15 protein-coding genes are annotated in these 17658 nt (G+C 66.6%); all 15 read right to left on the reverse strand.

Going from position 1 to position 17658, the window contains the following annotated elements; translation table 11 throughout:
• Window positions 1-27: 27 nt before the first annotated feature.
• Window positions 28-450: a ubiquinone anaerobic biosynthesis accessory factor UbiT gene (gene ubiT, locus AC6LKD_RS09740; RefSeq protein ID WP_498116039.1), complete on the reverse strand. Its 423-nt coding sequence runs from the start codon at window positions 448-450 to the stop codon at window positions 28-30.
• Window positions 447-1340, reverse strand: coding sequence for a U32 family peptidase (locus tag AC6LKD_RS09745; RefSeq protein ID WP_498116068.1), 894 nt, complete (start codon window positions 1338-1340; stop codon window positions 447-449). Before AC6LKD_RS09745 ends, ubiT begins: the two co-directional genes overlap by 4 nt.
• Window positions 1337-2353 (reverse strand): ubiquinone anaerobic biosynthesis protein UbiU, encoded by a 1017-nt coding sequence (gene ubiU / locus AC6LKD_RS09750; RefSeq protein WP_041653498.1) that lies wholly within the window; start codon window positions 2351-2353, stop codon window positions 1337-1339. The genes AC6LKD_RS09745 and ubiU overlap by 4 nt, the downstream gene beginning before the upstream one ends.
• A 78-nt stretch (window positions 2354-2431) precedes the next feature.
• Entirely contained in the window at window positions 2432-3103 is a 672-nt protein-coding gene (locus AC6LKD_RS09755) for a response regulator (protein ID WP_013393602.1), read from the reverse strand.
• A gap of 11 nt (window positions 3104-3114) precedes the next feature.
• On the reverse strand, window positions 3115-5055 hold the full coding sequence (locus AC6LKD_RS09760) for a type IV pili methyl-accepting chemotaxis transducer N-terminal domain-containing protein (RefSeq protein ID WP_498116040.1): 1941 nt from the start codon (window positions 5053-5055) through the stop codon (window positions 3115-3117).
• A 79-nt stretch (window positions 5056-5134) separates the two neighbouring features.
• Complete coding sequence (mobB, locus tag AC6LKD_RS09765; RefSeq protein ID WP_498116041.1) at window positions 5135-5632, reverse strand: molybdopterin-guanine dinucleotide biosynthesis protein B; 498 nt, start codon at window positions 5630-5632, stop codon at window positions 5135-5137.
• Complete coding sequence (locus AC6LKD_RS09770) at window positions 5629-6288, reverse strand: carbonic anhydrase (RefSeq protein WP_013393599.1); 660 nt, start codon at window positions 6286-6288, stop codon at window positions 5629-5631. The genes mobB and AC6LKD_RS09770 overlap by 4 nt, the downstream gene beginning before the upstream one ends.
• Before the next feature lies 1 nt (window position 6289).
• Entirely contained in the window at window positions 6290-7288 is a 999-nt protein-coding gene (moaA, locus tag AC6LKD_RS09775) for a GTP 3',8-cyclase MoaA (protein WP_498116042.1), read from the reverse strand.
• Window positions 7285-8046: a peptidylprolyl isomerase gene (locus AC6LKD_RS09780; RefSeq protein WP_492274983.1), complete on the reverse strand. Its 762-nt coding sequence runs from the start codon at window positions 8044-8046 to the stop codon at window positions 7285-7287. Before AC6LKD_RS09780 ends, moaA begins: the two co-directional genes overlap by 4 nt.
• A 28-nt stretch (window positions 8047-8074) precedes the next feature.
• On the reverse strand, window positions 8075-8758 hold the full coding sequence (gene narI, locus AC6LKD_RS09785; protein ID WP_207467670.1) for a respiratory nitrate reductase subunit gamma: 684 nt from the start codon (window positions 8756-8758) through the stop codon (window positions 8075-8077).
• Window positions 8759-8776: 18 nt separating this feature from the next.
• Window positions 8777-9424, reverse strand: a complete 648-nt coding sequence (narJ, locus tag AC6LKD_RS09790) for a nitrate reductase molybdenum cofactor assembly chaperone (RefSeq protein WP_013393595.1) — start codon at window positions 9422-9424, stop codon at window positions 8777-8779.
• Between the two features lie 15 nt (window positions 9425-9439).
• Window positions 9440-11005 (reverse strand): nitrate reductase subunit beta, encoded by a 1566-nt coding sequence (gene narH, locus AC6LKD_RS09795; RefSeq protein WP_498116043.1) that lies wholly within the window; start codon window positions 11003-11005, stop codon window positions 9440-9442.
• Window positions 11002-14742 (reverse strand): nitrate reductase subunit alpha, encoded by a 3741-nt coding sequence (locus AC6LKD_RS09800; protein ID WP_498116044.1) that lies wholly within the window; start codon window positions 14740-14742, stop codon window positions 11002-11004. The genes narH and AC6LKD_RS09800 overlap by 4 nt, the downstream gene beginning before the upstream one ends.
• 154 nt (window positions 14743-14896) lie before the next feature.
• Complete coding sequence (locus AC6LKD_RS09805; protein ID WP_498116045.1) at window positions 14897-16285, reverse strand: NarK family nitrate/nitrite MFS transporter; 1389 nt, start codon at window positions 16283-16285, stop codon at window positions 14897-14899.
• A 10-nt stretch (window positions 16286-16295) separates the two neighbouring features.
• On the reverse strand, window positions 16296-17573 hold the full coding sequence (locus tag AC6LKD_RS09810) for an MFS transporter (protein WP_013393591.1): 1278 nt from the start codon (window positions 17571-17573) through the stop codon (window positions 16296-16298).
• Between the last annotated feature and the right edge of the window lie 85 nt (window positions 17574-17658).

Raw genomic sequence — 17658 nt, forward strand, 5'->3', positions numbered from 1 at the left:
GCAGGCGCTGGCGGACAATGCTCGCCGCTAGCGCATCGCGCCTTGCAGCCACGCCGGCCGCGGCGCGGCATCCAGCCAGTTCTTGACGATCAGGCCCAGCTCGGTATCGCCCGAGATCCGCAGCCGGCGTTGGAAGAACAAGGTATCGGCGTCCGTCTCGGAACGCATCAAGGCCAGCAGATCGGCCAGCCTGGCGCCCAGTTCCAGCTCAGCGGCGGCGCCGTTCCATATCGGGCGAAAGGCGCCCTGGCGCACGGCGAAGCTGCTGCGCAGGCCCAGGTCCTCGACGGTGATGGCGAAGCTGCGGCCTTCCAGTTCTGCTGGCGGCGTCAGCCACTTCAGCCGCCGCGCCAGTTCCAGCCCCGCGATGAAATGCAGCGAGACGAACGGCGCGGGCAAGCGCCGGCCCAGCCTGGCGAACACGCCGGGCACTTGGATCGCGGCGCTCATGCGGCAGCCTCCAGCAGATCGATGCCGGGCTTGCCGTGGAAGTAACCGTTGCAACGAGCCATGCCCGCCGGCGGTTGCACCTCTGTCGGCGCCAGGCCGCGCCGCGTCGCATCGAGCGCGGCGATCGCTTCCAGCGTGCCGGCCGATTGCGGGCTCACCCGCAGCACCTGCACCCCCATGGCAGCAAGCTCTGGCGCCTGCGACAGCAGATCCAGACAGGCGCCCGACTGCACCTGGATGCCGTTGATCGCCAGGAAATCGCGCGATTCCCGCGTACGCATGTCCAGCCCGTCCGGATGCTCGATGCAGCGAAAGCCGCAATCGTCCTTCTTCAGGCGGAAATGTCGCGCCGTGAAGCAGCGCGCCGAGAATGCAAGCGCCATGCGGCCCCACACCATGACTTCCGCTTCCAGGCCGGCGGGCTTTTCGGCCATCAGGCGGGCCAGCGTCTTGCTGTCCATTTCCAGCGGCGCGACGAAGCGTGCCGCTCCGCGCCCGGCCAGCCATTCCAGGGTGCCGCCGTGATAGGCATTGATATGGGGACCAGCCACGAAGAAGCGGCCGTTCAGGTGCCGCACCGCGCCCAGTTCGCCAGCCTCGACCATGAAGTCGTCCTGTCCGCAAAGCTTCTTCAGCGCGCTGGCTTCCGCGCCGGTCTCGATCAGGGTGCGGCCCGACAGCACCACCGTCTTGCCCGCGTCGCGCAGGTCGCGCACCAGCTCCAGCCAATCCTCGGCGCGCAGTTCGTGCCTGCGGCTGCAGACGGTTTCGCCCACGTAGATGATGTCGGCGGGGCTGTCGGCCAAGGCCGCGTAGAAATCCAGCGTCTGCTGGCGCGGCCAGTAGTACTGCAGCGGTGCAACCGATATCTGGTATGCGCTAGGTTTCATTTCCATGGACGTTCGAATGCGCCTTGCGTGACTTGGGAACCCTCGGAATGGCGCGCCAGCATGGCGTTCCATTCGGGACGGGGCGAAAAACGGGAGGCGTCCGCGTGCGCGCCATCCAAGGCCGCGCGCAGCGTCGACACCACCTGGGTGACATAGGCCGGGCTGCGCTGCCGTCCTTCGATCTTGATGGCCGACACGCCCATCTCCGCCAGGCGCGGCAAGAGGCCGATGGCGTTCAAGCTGGTGGGCTCCTCCAGCGCGTGGTCGGCCTGGCCGTCCACGTCGAAACGGCCCTTGCACAGGGTGGGATAGGCCGCCGGCTCGCCCGGCTCGTAGCGGTCGATCAGAATGCCGTTCAGGCGCGCGTCCATGCGGCCGTTCTCTTCCGACCAGCGCACCGCATGCGCGGGCGAACAGACGCCCTTGTTGTTGGGGGAATCGCCGGTGGCGTAGGACGACAACAGGCAACGGCCCTCAGCCATGACGCACAGGCTGCCGAAGCCGAACACCTCGACCTCGACGCTGACGTTGGCGCAGATGCGCGCGATCTCGGCCAGGGTCAACACGCGCGGCAGCACCACGCGGCGGATGCCGAACTGTTCCTTCATCAGCTCGATGGCGTCGGCGTGGGTGGCGGACCCCTGCACCGACAGGTGCAGACGCAGGTCGGGATAGCGGTCGCTGGCGTAGGCCAATAGCCCAGCGTCGGCCATGATGACGGCATCGGCGCCCAGCCCGTGGGCCGCATCCACGGCGGCGCGCCACTCCGGCGCCCTGCCCGCCTGCACAAACGTATTGATCGCGAACAGCACTTGGCGCCCGCGGCTGTGGGCCAGCTCCACGCCTGCGCGGATGTCGCTTTCGGTGAAGTTGAGCCCGGCGAAGTTGCGGGCGTTGGTGGCGTTCTTGAGCCCGAGGTAGACGGTGTCGGCGCCGGCGTCGATGGCGGCCTTCAGCGCGGCCAGGCTGCCGGCGGGGGCCACGAGCTCCATGGGAGAGGTTCGAGTTTCCATGCCGGCCAGTCTATGGGGCCGCCACGCCCCTGGCCTTGTCGCAGATCAAACGGAGCATGCTGAGCGCCGCGCGCGGACCTATTCTTCGGTGTACAGCCCGTGCTCCACGGCGTACACCGCGACCTGCACGCGGCTGGTCAGGTTCAGTTTCTTCAGCACGTTCTGCACGTGGATCTTGACCGTGCTTTCGCTCACGTCCAGTTCGCGCGCGATGACCTTGTTGCTGGCGCCACGCGCCAGCCATTGCACGATCTGGGTCTCGCGCGCGGTCAGGCGATGGCGCTCGGCGCTGCCTGCCGCCTGCGGCGCCTGCGCCGCCAGGCTGGCCTGGCCGCGGAACTGCTCGACCAGCTTGGCGGTCATGCTCTCGGCGATGACCGGCTCGCCGCCCGCGGCGCGGCGGATCGCTGCCGTCAACGCGTCGGCGTCGATGTTCTTGACCAGGTAGCCGCGCGCGCCGTCGCGCAGCGCCTGGCCCAGTTCGTCGGCCTCTTCCGACACCGTCAGGATGATGACAGCGCAGGCAGGAAGCTCCTGGGTCAGCAGCTGCAGGGTTTCCAGTCCGGACAGGCCCGGCAGGTTGAGGTCCAGCAGGACCACGTCGGGCTTGAGTTCCTTGGCGCGCTTCAGGCCTTCGACGCCGTCGCCGGCCTCGGCCACGACCTCGAAATCGGGCTGGCGTTGCAACAGCAGGCGCACGCCCGAGCGGAACAGGGTGTGGTCGTCGACGAGGAGGATACGGATGGGCATGGTCGGAAGGTTCAGGCGGCCTGGCGTTCGCTGCCGGGCAGGGTCAGCGCGACGCGCGTGCCGGCGCCGGGCTGCGATTCAAGTTTTATCACGGCGCGCATGCGTGCAGCGCGCTCGCGCATGATGTGCAGGCCCACATGCGATTCGCCGCGCTCCGCGACCTCGGCGGGATCGTAGCCCTGGCCGTCGTCGGCGATGACAAGGCTGAAGTCGCGGTCATTGGCGACATCGATGCGCACATGGCTGGCTTCGGAATGCTTGCGCACATTGGACAGCGCCTCTTGCAAGATGAACAGCACCTGCAACTGCTCGTCAGGCGGCAACGGCGCGCCCTCGCCCCGTCCGAAGCGCAATTCGGTCTCGATCCCGGTCTGGCGCCGGAAACGCGCCACGGTGTCTTCGATGGCGGCTTGCAGGTCGCCCTGCGACAGCTTGGTGCGGAAGTTGGTCAGCAGCTCGCGCACGTCCTGGTAGCTTTCGTCCACGCCAGTGCGCAGCAACGGCAGGATCTCGTCGACTTCCGCCTGGTCGCCGCGCTTGACGGCTGCGTCCAGCATCTGCAACTGCAGGTTCAGGAAGTTCAGCCCCTGGGCCAGGCTGTCGTGCAGCCCCTGCGCCACCAGCCCGCGCTCGCGCACTACCGCCAACTGCCGCGCCTGGGCGCTCAGGCGGCGGTTGTCCAGGGCCACGCCCAGATGCTGGCCCAGCGTTTCCAGCAACTGCGATTCGGCTGGCGACAGGCGGCGTTGCTGGCGGAAATGCAGGGAGTACGACCCCAGCACCTCGTCGCGCGTGACGATGCGGAACACGGCCACGCTGGCAAAGCCGTCGCGCTGGCAGTTCAACTCCATCGCCGGCGGCGACTCGCGGAAGTCCTGGATGACGATGACCCCGGCCTGCCGCGTGGCGACGCCGCAATAGCAGTCGTTCACCCGCATGCAATGCTCGGATTCGACCAGCTCGTCCGACAGCCCGACCGACACCATCAGATTGAGTTGCTCGTTGTTGGGATCCAGCGCCCGGATGCTGCCGCCTTCGGCGTCGAATTGCAGCATCACACGCCGCAGAAAGCCGTCGCACAGCGCTTCGATCTCGTTGGGCTGGTTCAGGAAGGCGGCCATGTCATAGAGCGCGCCGATATCGCGGTTCTGCGCGGCCAGCTGAGCGGTCTTCTCTTCGACGCGCCGTTCCAGGCCGGTGTACAGATCCTGCAACTCATCGGCCATGCGGTTGTAGCCGCGCGCCAGCACGCCGAACTCGTCCTGGCTTTCCACCGGCAGCCGGGTGCTGAATTCCCTGGCAGCCATGCGTTGCAGGCCGTCGCGCAGCCGCAGCACCGGCGAAATGATCCAGAGATACAGCAGGTAGATCATCGCCAGCGTGCCGGCGCTGGCAATCGCGGCCAGCACGCCCTGCGACAGGCGCAGCGAGGTGGTCTTGCCGGCGTTGTCCTGTTCGATCATGCGCACCAGCGTATCCGCCCGGGCCACGAACTCCGGCAAGGTTTCCAGATAGGTCGCGGCGTCCGGCTGCGCCAGGGCGCGCTTGGCGGCCGGCTTCATGATGTCGTACCAGTAGGCGGCCACGTCATGCCATTGCTTGCGGATCGCCTCGTCGTTGGGAATGAATAGCGGGCGCGCCGGATTGCCGCGCGCCAGCCGGGCGATGGTATCGTCCATCAGCTGGACCTGCTCATTGGTGCGGAACTCGCGTCCCGCCTGCGGGCGCATCAGTTCCACCGCCACGCGATTGGCCCGCATGCGCAGGCTGCCCGTGTCGTTGATGGCCGCGCCCGCGCCTTCCAGCTGCCAGGACAGCCACAGCGTCCAGCTGACCATGGACAGCACCACCACCAGCGCCACCAGGGAACTGATGACGATGCGCGTGGACAGGCGATGCCGGGGCGAAGGCAGGCCGTCGGGTCCGGCGGCGGCGGTATCGGTAGGCTTCATGGCTTTCAACGCGGTCTTGCTTGAGGAATGCGGCGGGTTCCAGTGTAGCCGCTGCGCCTCCAGCGCCGGCCGCGGGCCGTCAAGCCAGCCCAAGGCTGCGGCAAATGAAATCCGCGACTTGCGCCGGCTCGTTGACCGGCAGGCAAGGCAGGCCGGTGGCCAGCTGCGCATCGGTGGCTACCGCCAGGAAACTGCTGTCCTCCGCATGCAGGGGCGGCTTGCCCAGGGCGGGCCGGTACACCTCGATGCGCGGGATCGCGGCCTGTTTGAAGCCTTCGACCAGCACCAGGTCGGCTGGCGACAGGCGCGCCAGCTGCTGGTCCAGGGTGGGTTCGGGCGCGTCGCGCAGCTCGTGGACGATGGCGTAGCGGAACGGCGACGCCACCATCACCTCCAGCGCCCCCGCCTGGCGGAAGCGGGCGCTGTCCTTGCCGGGGGGCTCCATCTGGAAATCGTGGTGACTGTGCTTGATGACGCTGACCCGCAGGCCGCGCGCGGCCAACAAGGGCAGCATGGCCTCGATCAGGGTGGTCTTGCCGCTGCCGGAACGGCCGGCGATGCCGAAAACTGGGGTCATGCAAGCTCCGTGAACAAAGGGCATACGATGGGCAGGAAGGCATCCGCCCGCGCCGAGTATGCCAGCAAAGCGCCCGCCACCAGGTCGAAATACCAGCCATGCAGGGTCAGGCTGCCCGCCTCCACCGCGCGCCGCACGAAGGGCAGTTCCTCCAGGTTGCGCAGCGAAATCAGGATGGACGCCTGCTCGCAAGCCCGCCTGCGCTCGGCGGCCGTCGCCTCCGGCATCTGCTGCAACACCTGCTTGCGCGCCGGTTCGGCGATATCCATCCAGCGTTCCAGGTAGTCGGTCTCGCCGTCGCCCCGGGTGCGCCGGTCCATCAGGGCGCGAATACCGCCGCAATGGGCGTGGCCCAGCACGATGACGCGGCTGACCTGCAACTGCTCGACCGCGAACTGTATCGCGGCCAGCACGCCCTGCAAGCCACGGTCGGTGCTGGCCGGCGGCACCAGGTTGGCGACGTTGCGCACGGTGAAGATGTCGCCGGGGTCGCAGCCCAGCAACATGGCCGGATCCACCCGCGAATCGCAGCAGCCCACCAGCAAAGTGCTGGGGTGCTGGCCTTCGCAAAGATTGCGGTAGAGCGACGGCGCGTCTTCGTAGTACTGCTGCTGGAAGCGTTGGAAGCCGTCGACCAGACGTTCGATGTCGCGCATCTCAGCCTCCCGTCTGCGCCATGAAGCGCACGATGCGTTCCGGACGAGCCACGAAATCGTGGCGCTCCGGCTTGGCGGCGATGCCGGCCTGGATCGCCTGGATCAGATCGGCATCGCTGGCGCCCGCGCGCAGCAGGCGGCCCAGCGGCACCTGGTCTTCCTGGCCCAGGCACAGGTACAGGGTTCCGTCCACGCCCAGCCTTACGCGGTTGCAGGCGGCGCAGAAGTGGCGCGACATGGGCGTGATCACGCCCAGCACGGGCGTTCCTTGGCCCGTGGTCCAGTAGCGTGCCGGCCCCGCTCCCGTCCCGCCCAAGGCCGGCAGCAGGCCGGCGCCGGCCGCCAGCCGCGCGCCCATGGTGTTCAGATCGGTATGGGCGTAGCCCTGGCCGCAGCTGCCCATGGGCATGGGTTCGATCAGGCGCAGCACGAAGCCCTGTTCCACCGCATAGTCCAGCAGCCTGCGCACCTCGGCCTCGGGCGTGGCCGCGTGCACCACGCTGTTGAGCTTGATGGGCGCAAAACCCGCGTCCTTGGCCGCGGCCAAGCCCGCCAGCACCGATTCCAGGCAATCCCGCCCGGTGATCTGGCTGAAGGCGGCGGCGTCCAGCGTGTCCAGGCTGATGTTCAGACGGTCCACGCCGGCGGCGCGCAGGTCCTGCGCGTGGCGCGCCAGCTGAGTGCCGTTGGTGGACACGGACAGGTCCCGCAATCCGGGCATCGCGGCGATGACGCTCGCCAGACCGGCCACGCCGCGGCGCAGCAGGGGTTCGCCGCCGGTCAGCCGGACCTTGCTGACGCCCAAACCGACGAACAGCCCCACCAGCCGCGCCATTTCCTCATGGCGCAGCCAGTTGGCGGGGGTTTCGAAGCCCTTGAAGTCCTTGGGCAGGCAGTAGCTGCAACGCAGGTCGCAACGGTCCGTGACGGACACGCGCAGATAATCGATGCGGCGGCCATGGCCGTCCACCAGGGGTCTCGCAGCCGGCTCGTCCATCATGCGGCGCTCCCGCTGTAGACGCGCTCCGGCTCCCCGCCCTGCAAGTCTATGCCCTGGATGTCGGCGCGTTCGACCAGCAGCTTGGCGTACTGGCGCCAGGCGGTATCGCGGCTCATGGACGACAGCGCCGTGGCGATCTGTGCGGCCACGTGCTCGTAGGGTTGCATGCGGCCTTCTATGCGCCGCGTCACCCGCACGATGTGCAGGCCATGGCGAGTTTCCAGCAATTGCGGCAGCAGGCCGCCAGCGGGCAGCGCGAACACCGCGCGCTCGAATTCCGGCACCGTGTCGCCGCGGCCCAGCTGGCCCAGGCTGCCGCCCAGGGCGGCCGAGGGGCAGTTCGATTGCTCGCGCGCCACCTCGGCGAAGCGCGAGGGATCCTCGAGCAATTCGGCCAGCACCACATTGGCGTGCGCCCGCAGCATGTCCAGGTTCACGCCGGGCGTGACCTGGAACAGGATGTGGTCGGCCTCGATCAGCTCGCCCGCCATGAAGCGTTGCGGGTGCATCTGGTAGTAGCGGCGGCAGGCGGCCTCGTCGGCCTCGGGCGCGGGCGCCTCGCGGGCCAGCAAGGCGCCGATGGCGCCCTCCTCGTCCGCGGCGTCCAGGCCCAGCCGGCCGGCCTCGTCCAGCAGCACGCGGCGCAGCACCAGGGCGGTGATCGCTTCGCGCATGGGATTGCCGGCCTCGGCATGCAGCGGCAGTTCGCGTTCCAGATCCGCGTCGTTCAGTTCGACGCCATTGACGATGACAGGCATGTTCGGCTCCTAGTCCTGGTGCGTGGAATCAGCGCGGGCGGACCAGCTGCCAGGCGCGGCCCAGGTAACCCACCGAGGCGAAGCCGCTCCAGACGTGCACCAGGCGGGTGAACGGGAAGATCACGAACAGCGTCAGGCCCATGAACAGGTGCGCCTTGAACAGCAGCGGCACGTCGGCGATATGGCTGGCCGCGTCGCCCTGGAAGGTGACGATGTGCTGCGCCCAGGTCATCAGGCGCACCATCATCTCGCCGTCCATGTGGCCGGCCGACAGCACGATGGTGGACAGGCCCAGCAGCAAGGTGACCAGGATCCACAACAGCAACAGCTTGTCGCCCGGCCGCGTGGTGGCGCGGATGCGAGGATCGCTCAGGCGGCGATGGATCAGGATCAAGAGGCCGATCAGGCACAGGCCGCCCATGACGCCGCCGGCCACCATGGCCACGGTCTGCTTGAGCGTGTGCGATACGCCCAACGTGTCCCACACCACCACCGGCGTCAAGAGGCCGGCCAGATGGCCGAAGAACAGGCCCAGGATGCCGATGTGGAACAGGATGTTGCCCAGGCGCAGTTGCCCGCGGTGCAGCAGCTGCGAGCTGTCCGTCTTCCAGGTGTATTGCTCGCGCTCGAAGCGCACCAGGCTGCCCAACAGGAAGATGGTGAGCGCGATGTAGGGATAAATGCCGAAAAGAAACTGATTCAGGGAGTTCATGATGCGTCGTCCTGAAGATTAATGAGCCGCGGGCGCACGGGGATAGAAGCGCACGGTCTGCGCGCCATCGCCCGAGAAAGGCCGCAGCAGCGGTTCCACGCCGTCCGGTCCGGTGCCGAAGGTCTCCATCGCCTCGTCCATGTCGCGCACGGGCGCCTCGGTCTGTTCGCGCGGAATCACGCGGGACTGCGCGCGCAGCACCGCGAAGATGCAGGCGTAGGGGCTTTCGCCCTTGGCCAGGCGCGCGCCGATGGCGGCCAGCACGTGGATGGCCTCGTCGAGCAGGTCCTGCGCCTGGGCGGGGTCGATCACGCCCAGGAATTCCAGGAACAGCGGCACATGGTCCGGCAGCTCCGACACCACCGGCTCGAAACCGTGTTCGCGGTAGGTGTCCAGCAAGTCCACCATGGCCTGGCCGCGGTCGCGGCTTTCGCCATGCACATGTTCGAACAGGTGCAGCGAATGCGAGCGGTTGCGGTCAAAGGTGGCGACGTAGTTTTCCTGCAGCGCGATGAGATCGTTGGTGGCCAGGTAGGCCACCAGCGGCTGCAGGGTTTCCTCAGCGTCGGGATAGTCGGACAAGGCGGCTTCGACCTCGCCCAGCGCGTCCAGCAGCTCGGGCTCGGGGTAGCACAGCAAGGCGGAAAGCAGGCGGTACAGACTCATGGTTATTCTCCTTTCCTAGGCCGTGGCGGCCTTCTTGCGGGATTTCGGCATCTCGATGAAGATCTCGCTGCCCTGGGGCTTGCGTCCGAACAAAGTGCCTTCCGACACCCCGCCCGAGCAGCCGTTGCCGAAGGTGAAGCCGCAGCTGCCCTTCTCGTTGAGGCTGTCCTCGACCACTTCCTTGTGGCTGCTGGGCACCACGAAGCGGTCCTCGTAGTCGGCGATGGCCATGATCTTGTACATGTCCTGCACGGTCGCCTCGGACAAGCCGACCTGCTCCAGCAAAGCGGTGTCGCGTTCGCCGTGCACGGTTTCCGAGCGCTTGTAGGCGCGCATGGCCAGCATGCGTTCCAGCGCCTGCACCACCGGCGCTTCCTTGCCCGCCGTCAAGAGGTTGGCCAGGTAGCGCACCGGGATGCGCAGGCTGGAGACGTCCGGGATCATGGCGCTCTTGCCCACCGTGCGCTGCGGCATCTGGCCGGACTCGGCGGCCGTCTGGATGGGCGACAGCGGCGGGATGTACCAGACCATGGGCAAGGTGCGGTATTCCGGATGCAGCGGGAACGCGACGCGCCACTCCATCGCCATCTTGTAGACCGGCGACTTGCGGGCGGCTTCCAGCCAGGATTCGGGGATGCCCTGCTCGCGCGCGGCGGCGATCACCTCGGGCGAATGCGGATCCAGGAACAGGTCGAGCTGCGACTGGTACAGGTCCTGCTCGTTGGCGGTGGACGCGGCGTGTTCGATCTGGTCGGCGTCGTACAGCATCACGCCCAGGTAGCGGATGCGACCCACGCAGGTTTCCGAACACACGGTCGGCTGGCCGGCCTCGATGCGCGGATAGCAGAAGGTGCATTTCTCGGCCTTGCCGCTGTTCCAGTTGTAGTAGATCTTCTTGTACGGGCAGCCGGAGATGCACATGCGCCAGCCGCGGCACTTGTCCTGGTCGACCAGCACGATGCCGTCGTCTTCACGCTTGTAGATGGAGCCGGACGGGCAGCTGGCGACACAGGCCGGGTTCAGGCAGTGTTCGCACAGGCGCGGCAGGTACATCATGAAGGTGTTCTCGAAGGTCGAGTACATCTCCTTCTGCACACCCTCGAACAAGGCGTCGCGGCTGCGCGCGCTGAATTCACCGCCCAGGTCGTCTTCCCAGTTCGGGCCCCAATGGATCTTGTCCATCTTCTTGCCGGTCAGCACCGACACCGGACGCGCGGTCGGCGGCGTCTGCGACAGCGGCGCCTTCTGCAGGTGTTCGTAGTCGAAGGTGAACGGCTCGTAGTAGTCGTCGATCTGCGGCAGGTTCGGGTTGGCGAACAGGTTGGCCAGGATGCGCAGCTTGCCGCCCTGGCGCGGTTCCAGCTTGCCGGCGGCGGTACGCTTCCAGCCGCCCTTCCACTTTTCCTGGTTCTCCCATTCCTTGGGATAGCCGATGCCGGGCTTGGTTTCCACGTTGTTGAACCAGGCGTATTCGACACCGTCGCGGCTGGTCCAGACGTTCTTGCAGGTGACCGAGCAAGTGTGGCAGCCTATGCACTTGTCCAGGTTCAGCACCATGCCGATTTGGGCGCGTATCCTCATGATTGCTTCTCTTCTTGTTGCGTTTCGACCAGCGGACCTTCCAGCCAGTCCACCTTCTTCATCTTGCGCAGCACCACGAACTCGTCGCGGTTGGCGCCCACCGTGCCGTAGTAATTGAAGCCGTAGGCCTGCTGGGCATAGCCGCCGATCATGTGCGTGGGCTTGAGCACCGTGCGCGTGACCGAGTTATGGATGCCGCCGCGCTTGCCGCTGGTTTCCGCGCCAGGCACGTTCACGATCTTTTCCTGCGCGTGGTACATCAGGCACATGCCGACCGGCACGCGCTGGCTGACCACCACCCGCGCAGTCAGGGTGCCGTTGACGTTGAAGACTTCGACCCAGTCGTTGTCGACCAGTCCGGCCTGCTTGGCCTCGGCCTCCGAGATCCACACGTGGGGCCCCCCGCGGCTCAGCGTCAGCATGCGCAGGTTGTCCGAGTACGTGCTGTGGATGCCCCACTTCTGGTGCGGCGTCAGCCAGTTCAGGACCAGTTCCTTCTCGCCGTTCGGGTAGCGGCCCAGCATGGGCGCAACCGTCTTGGTGTCGATGGCGGGCTTGTACACGCAGGAGCCTTCGCCGAAGTCCAGCATCCAGCGATGGTCCTGGTAGAACTGCTGGCGGCCGGTCAGCGTGCGCCATGGAATCAGCTCGTGCACATTGGTATAGCCGGCGTTGTAGCTGACCTCTTCGCTTTCCAGGCCCGACCAGGTGGGCGCGGAAATGATCTTGCGCGGCTGCGCCTGGATGTCGCGGAAGCGGATCTTGTCGTGCTCGCGGCCGATGGCCAGGTGCGCGTGCTCACGCCCGGTGATCTTGCTCAGGGCTTCCCATGCCTTGACCGACACGTGGCCATTGGTCTCGGGCGCGAAGGTCAGGATCATCTCGGCCGCGTCGATGGCGGTGTCCAGCTTGGGCCGGCCCTGGCTCACGCCCGGCTCGCTCACGGCCTCGTTGATGCCGGCCAGCTCGTGCACTTCGTGCTCGGTGTTCCAGTTGATGCCCTTGCCGCCATTGCCCAGCTTGTCCAGCAGCGGTCCCACCGAGGTGAACTTGCGATAGATGTCGTTGTAGTCGCGTTCGACCACGGTCATGTTGGGCGCGGTCTTCCCCGGCACCAGATCGCATTCGCCCAGCTTCCAGTCCTTGGGCTCGAAAGCCTGGCCCAGTTCTCCCGGGGTGTCGTGCATCAGCGGCGTCAGCACTACGTCGCGGCGCTTGCCCAGGTAGGGGCCGCCGATTTCGCTGAACTTCTTGGCCAGCAGCTTGTAGATCTCCCAGTCGGTCTTGCTTTCCCACAAGGGCTGCACGGCTTCGCTCAGCGGATGGATGAACGGGTGCATGTCCGAGGTATTGAGGTCGTCCTTTTCGTACCAGGTGGCCGTGGGCAGCACGATGTCGCCGTACAGGCAGGTGGTGCTCATGCGGAAGTCCAGCACGGTCAGCAGGTCCAGCTTGCCTTCGGCGGCGTCTTCCTGATAGGTCACCTCGGTAGGCTTGATCGCGTCGGCTTCGTCGCCGAAGACCGCGTTCTGCGTGCCCAGGAGGTACTTCAGGAAGTACTCGTGCCCCTTGCCGCTGGAGCCCAGGATGTTGGAGCGCCAGACAAACATATTGCGCGGGAAGTTGGCGGGATCGTCCGGGTCCTCGCAGGACATGCGCAATTCGCCCGACTTGAGCTGCTCCGCCACATAGGCGACCGGGTCCTTGCCCTGGCTTTCCGCTTGCGCCACCACGTCCAGCGGGTTGGTGCGCAATTGCGGCGCCGACGGCAGCCAGCCCATGCGCTCGGCGCGGGCGTTCAGGTCGATCATGCTGAGGTCGCCGTAGCGGCCGCGGTCCGCCGTCGGTCCCAGGATTTCCTGGACGTTCAGCTTCTCGTGGCGCCACTGGCTGGTGTGGGCGTAGAAGAAGGAGGTGCCGTTCATCTGGCGCGGCGGACGGACCCAGTCCGAAGCGAAGGCCAGCGGCGCCCAGCCGAATTGCGGCCGCAGCTTTTCCTGGCCCACATAGTGGGCCCAGCCGCCGCCGCTCTTGCCGACGCAGCCGCACATCATCAGCATGTTGATGATGCCGCGGTAGATCATGTCCATGTGGTACCAGTGGTTCAGGCCGGCGCCGACGATCACCATGGACTTGCCTTCGGTGTCATGGGCGTTCTGCGCGAACTCGCGCGCCACCTGGATCACCTGCGCGCGCGGCACGCCGGTGTGCTTTTCCTGCCAGGCGGGCGTATACGGCACGTCGTCGTCATAGGAGCTAGCGACGTTGCCGCCGCCCAGGCCGCGATCCAGGCCATAGTTGGCCATCTGCAGGTCGTACACCGTGGCCACCAGGGCCTCGCTGCCGTCGGCCAGGCGGATGCGGCGCGCCGGCACGTTGCGCACCTGCAGTTCGCCATGCTCGCTGCCGAAGTATGGGAAGCCCACGCCGATCACGGCGTCGGACTGGTCCAGCAGGCTGAGCGTGGGCTCGATCTCGCGGCCGCTGCCGCCGTCCTTGGACTCCAGGTTCCAACGGCCGACCTTTTCGCCGCCGTTGACCGCGCCCTCGCCCCAGCGAAAGCCGATGCTGCCGTTGGGCGCAACCAGGTCGCCGCTCTTGGCGTCCAGCACCAGCGTCTTCCAATCGGGGTTGTTCTGCTCGCCCAGGGCGCCGTCCAGATGCGAGGCGCGCAGGAAGTGGTCGGGCGCATAAAAGCCGTCGCGCTCCTGCAGCAGCACCAGCATGGGCATGTCGGTGTAGCGCCGCACGTAGTCGCGGAAGTAGTCCGAAGCGCCCGACAGGTGGAATTCCTTCAGGATCACATGGCCCATGGCCATGGCCAGCGCGGCATCGGTGCCCTGCTTGGGCGCCAGCCAGATGTCGCCGAACTTGACCATTTCGCCGAAGTCGCTGGACACGGCCACCGTCTTGGTGCCCTTGTAGCGGACCTCGGTGTAGAAGTGCGCGTCCGGCGTGCGGGTCTGGGGCACGTTGGAGCCCCACACCATCAGGTAGGTCGAGTTGTACCAGTCGGCCGATTCGGGCACGTCGGTCTGTTCGCCCCAGATCTGCGGGCTGGCGGGCGGCAAGTCGCAGTACCAGTCGTAGAAGCTCAGGCAGGCGCCGCCCAGCAGGCTGAGGTAGCGCGCGCCGGCGGCATAGCTGACCATGGACATGGCCGGGATCGGCGAAAATCCGATCACACGGTCGGGACCGAACTTCTTGATCGTCAGTGCGTTGGCGGCGGCGATGATCTCCATCGCCGTGTCCCAGTCGGCGCGCACGAAGCCGCCCAGGCCGCGCACGGCCTTGTAGCGCTTGGCGCGCTTGGGATCCTGGCTGATCCATTCCCAGGCCGCGATCGGGTCCATGGTCTTGCGGGCCTCGCGCCACATTTCCATGAGGCGGCCGCGGATCATCGGGTACTTCACGCGCTGCGCCGAATACACGTACCAGCTGTACGAAGCGCCTCGCGGACAGCCGCGGGGTTCATGGTTGGGCAGGTCGGGCCGCGTGCGCGGGTAGTCGGTCTGCTGGGTTTCCCAGGTGATCAGGCCGTTCTTGACGTAGACCTTCCACGAGCAGGAGCCGGTGCAGTTGACGCCGTGCGTCGAACGCACCACCTTGTCGTGCTGCCAGCGGGCGCGGTAGGCGTTTTCCCACTTGCGGTCCTCGTTGACCGTTACGCCGTGACCGTCCGCGAAGGTGGACTTCACCCGCGACATGAACTTCAAGCGGTCCAGGAAATGGCTCATTCTCTATTCTCCAAGAGCGCCGGTCCGGCCGGCGCGTACTGCGATCAATGCTGTTGAATCCATTGTGGGCGCGGCCCGCCCGCCGGACCATTCGCCGGTGGCACAGGCGGGGCGCGGCAGAATGACTAGTCACTCCGACCGCGTCCGTTTTGCGCTAGCAAGGCACCGGCGCATTGCGGCGGGCGTAGTACCACCAGGTGATGACCATGCAGGTGGCGTAGAAACCGATGAAGCAATAGAGAGCGGCCTGCACGCTGCCCGTCATCTCCAGCGAGGTGCCGAAGCTGCGCGGGATGAAAAAGCCGCCGTACGCGCCGATCGCGCCCGAGAAGCCCAGCACCGCGGCCGATTCCTTGGCGGCGTCCGCCTGGGCCTGCTTCTGCGCCGCGGCGCCCTTGCCCTCGGCCGCCTGCGTGCGTTCGCGCAGGAAGATCACGGGAATCATGCGGAAGGTCGAGCCATTGCCCACGCCGGTCAGCGCGAACAAGATGATGAACATGGTCAGGAAGCCGGTGAAATTCCCGGTCTGTCCGGCCACCGGCAGGAACGTCACCACGCCCAGCACCGCCGCGATCATGGCCGCAAAGGTGAATAGCGTGACCCGCGCGCCGCCCAGCTTGTCCGACACCCAGCCGCCGAACGGCCGCGTCAGCGAGCCCAGCAACGGGCCAAGGAAGGCATAGGCCATGGGGTCGACCTGCGGGAACAGCGTCTTGGTCAGCATGGCGAAGCCTGCCGAAAAGCCGATGAACGAGCCGAAGGTGCCCACGTACAGCCAGCACATCAGCCAGTTGTGCTTGCGCTTGAAGATGACGGCCTGGTCCGCGAACGAGGCGCGGGCGTCGGCGATGTCGTTCATGCCGAACCAGGCCGCGATGGAAGCCAGCGCGATGGGGATCACCCAGATGAAACCGGCGTTCTGCAGCCACAGGTTCTGTTGCGCGCCATTGGCGGTGATGACCTGGGGCTCGCCGCCCGCCACGCCGAACACGCCGATGGAAATGACCACCGGCACCACGAACTGCACCAGGGATACGCCCAGGTTGCCGATGCCGGCGTTCAGCCCGGTGGCCAGGCCCTTCTTTTCCTTGGGAAAGAAGAAGCTGATGTTGGCCATGCTGGAGCTGAAGTTGCCGCCGCCCAGGCCGCACAGCAGCGCCAGGATCAGCAGGGTTGGAAAGGTGGTGGTCGGGTCGCGCAGGGCGAATCCCATGCCCAGCGCCGGAATCAGCAGCGAGGCGGTGGAAATGGCCGTCCACTTGCGCCCGCCGAAGACCGGCACCAGGAAGGAGTAGAAGATGCGCAGGGTCGCGCCCGACAGCGCCGGCAGCGCCGTCAGCCAGAACATCTGGTTCTTGGACAGCATGAAACCGGCGCGGTCCAGGTTGACCACCACCACGCTCCAGAGCATCCAGATGCTGAACGCCAGCATCAGCGCAGGAATCGAGATCCAGAGATTGCGGTTGGCGACGCGGGCGCCGGTCTGCTTCCAGAAGCCGGGATTATCCGGCTCCCAGCGCGCAAGGACTTGAGTGGAAGACATAGGGATACTCTCAGGAGGTGGTGGAAGGAGCGGCAGCGTGTTGCCGGGCGACGGCCGCGCTTTCCGGCCGGAAACTGAAGTGCATGAAGATGAGGGAGACGCAGACGGTGCCGTACAGCAGCATGAAGGCGCTGGAGCGCACGCCCGTCAGGTCCAGCAGGATGCCGAACATGATCGGCAGCACGAAGCCGCCCAGGCCGCCGGCCAGGCCGACGATGCCGGAAACCGCGCCGATGTTTTCGCCGAACTCGTCCGAGATGAACTTGAAGACCGAGGCCTTGCCGATGGCCATGGCGATGCCGACCACGAACAGCAGCACGGTGAAGGCGACCGGTCCCAGCGCGATGCCGAAGCTGCGCGGGCCGTTGGCGGTCGCGACGGTGAATTCCGTTTGCGGATAGCTCAGCAGGAAGAACGCCACCCAGCACACCCACATCACCCACCAGGTGGTCTTGTAGGCGCCGTAGCGGTCGGAGATCCAGCCGCCGAGGGCCCGCAGCACGCCGCCAGGCAGTGAGAAGCAAGCCGCCAACAGCGCCGCCAGCTTCATGTCGAAGCCGTATTCGCCGATGTAGTACTTGGTCATCCACAGCGCCAGCGCCACGTAGCCGCCGAACACCACCGAGTAGTACTGGCAATAGCGCCAGACGCGGGGATCCTTCAGCATGGCCATCTGCGCCGACAGGCTGGCGCCGCTCTTCACGCGGTGCGCCGGGTCGGAAGCAGAGAACAGCCAGAACAGAATCGCGGTGACCAACAGCGCCACGGCATAGACCTGGGGCACGATGACCCAGGCGCCACCCGCCGCCGCGATCAACGCCGGGGCCACGAACTTGGTGATGGCCGAGCCCGAATTGCCCGCGCCGAACACGCCCATCGCCAGACCCTGCTTGTTGCGCGGGAACCAGCGCGCCACATAGGGCGTACCGACCGAGAACGAACCGCCCGTCAGGCCGACGAACAGCGCCAGTACCAGGAACTGCCAATACTCGGTGGCATAGGACAGCAGCCAGATCGGCACCACGGCCAGCAGCATCAGGATGAAGAACACCGGCCGGCCGCCGTAGCGGTCGGTCCAGATGCCCAGCGGCACCCGCACCAGCGAACCGGTCAGCACCGGCATGGCGGCCAGCAGGCCGAACTCGGTTTCGGACAGGCCCAACTGCTGCTTGATGGGTATGCCCAGCACCGCGAAGATCATCCACACCGCGAAACAGATGGTGAAGGCGAATGTGCTTGAAATCAGGACCCGCATCGGCGCGCCGGCCGAGGAATGACTTGCTGCCATGGTTACTCTCGCTTTACTCACGAAGACATGTGGCTAGCCTAGGCATCGCGAGCCTTGCGGACCATTCGCCAGCCGACCAGAAGCC

The sequence above is a fragment of the Achromobacter sp. D7-1 genome (assembly GCF_059760445.1).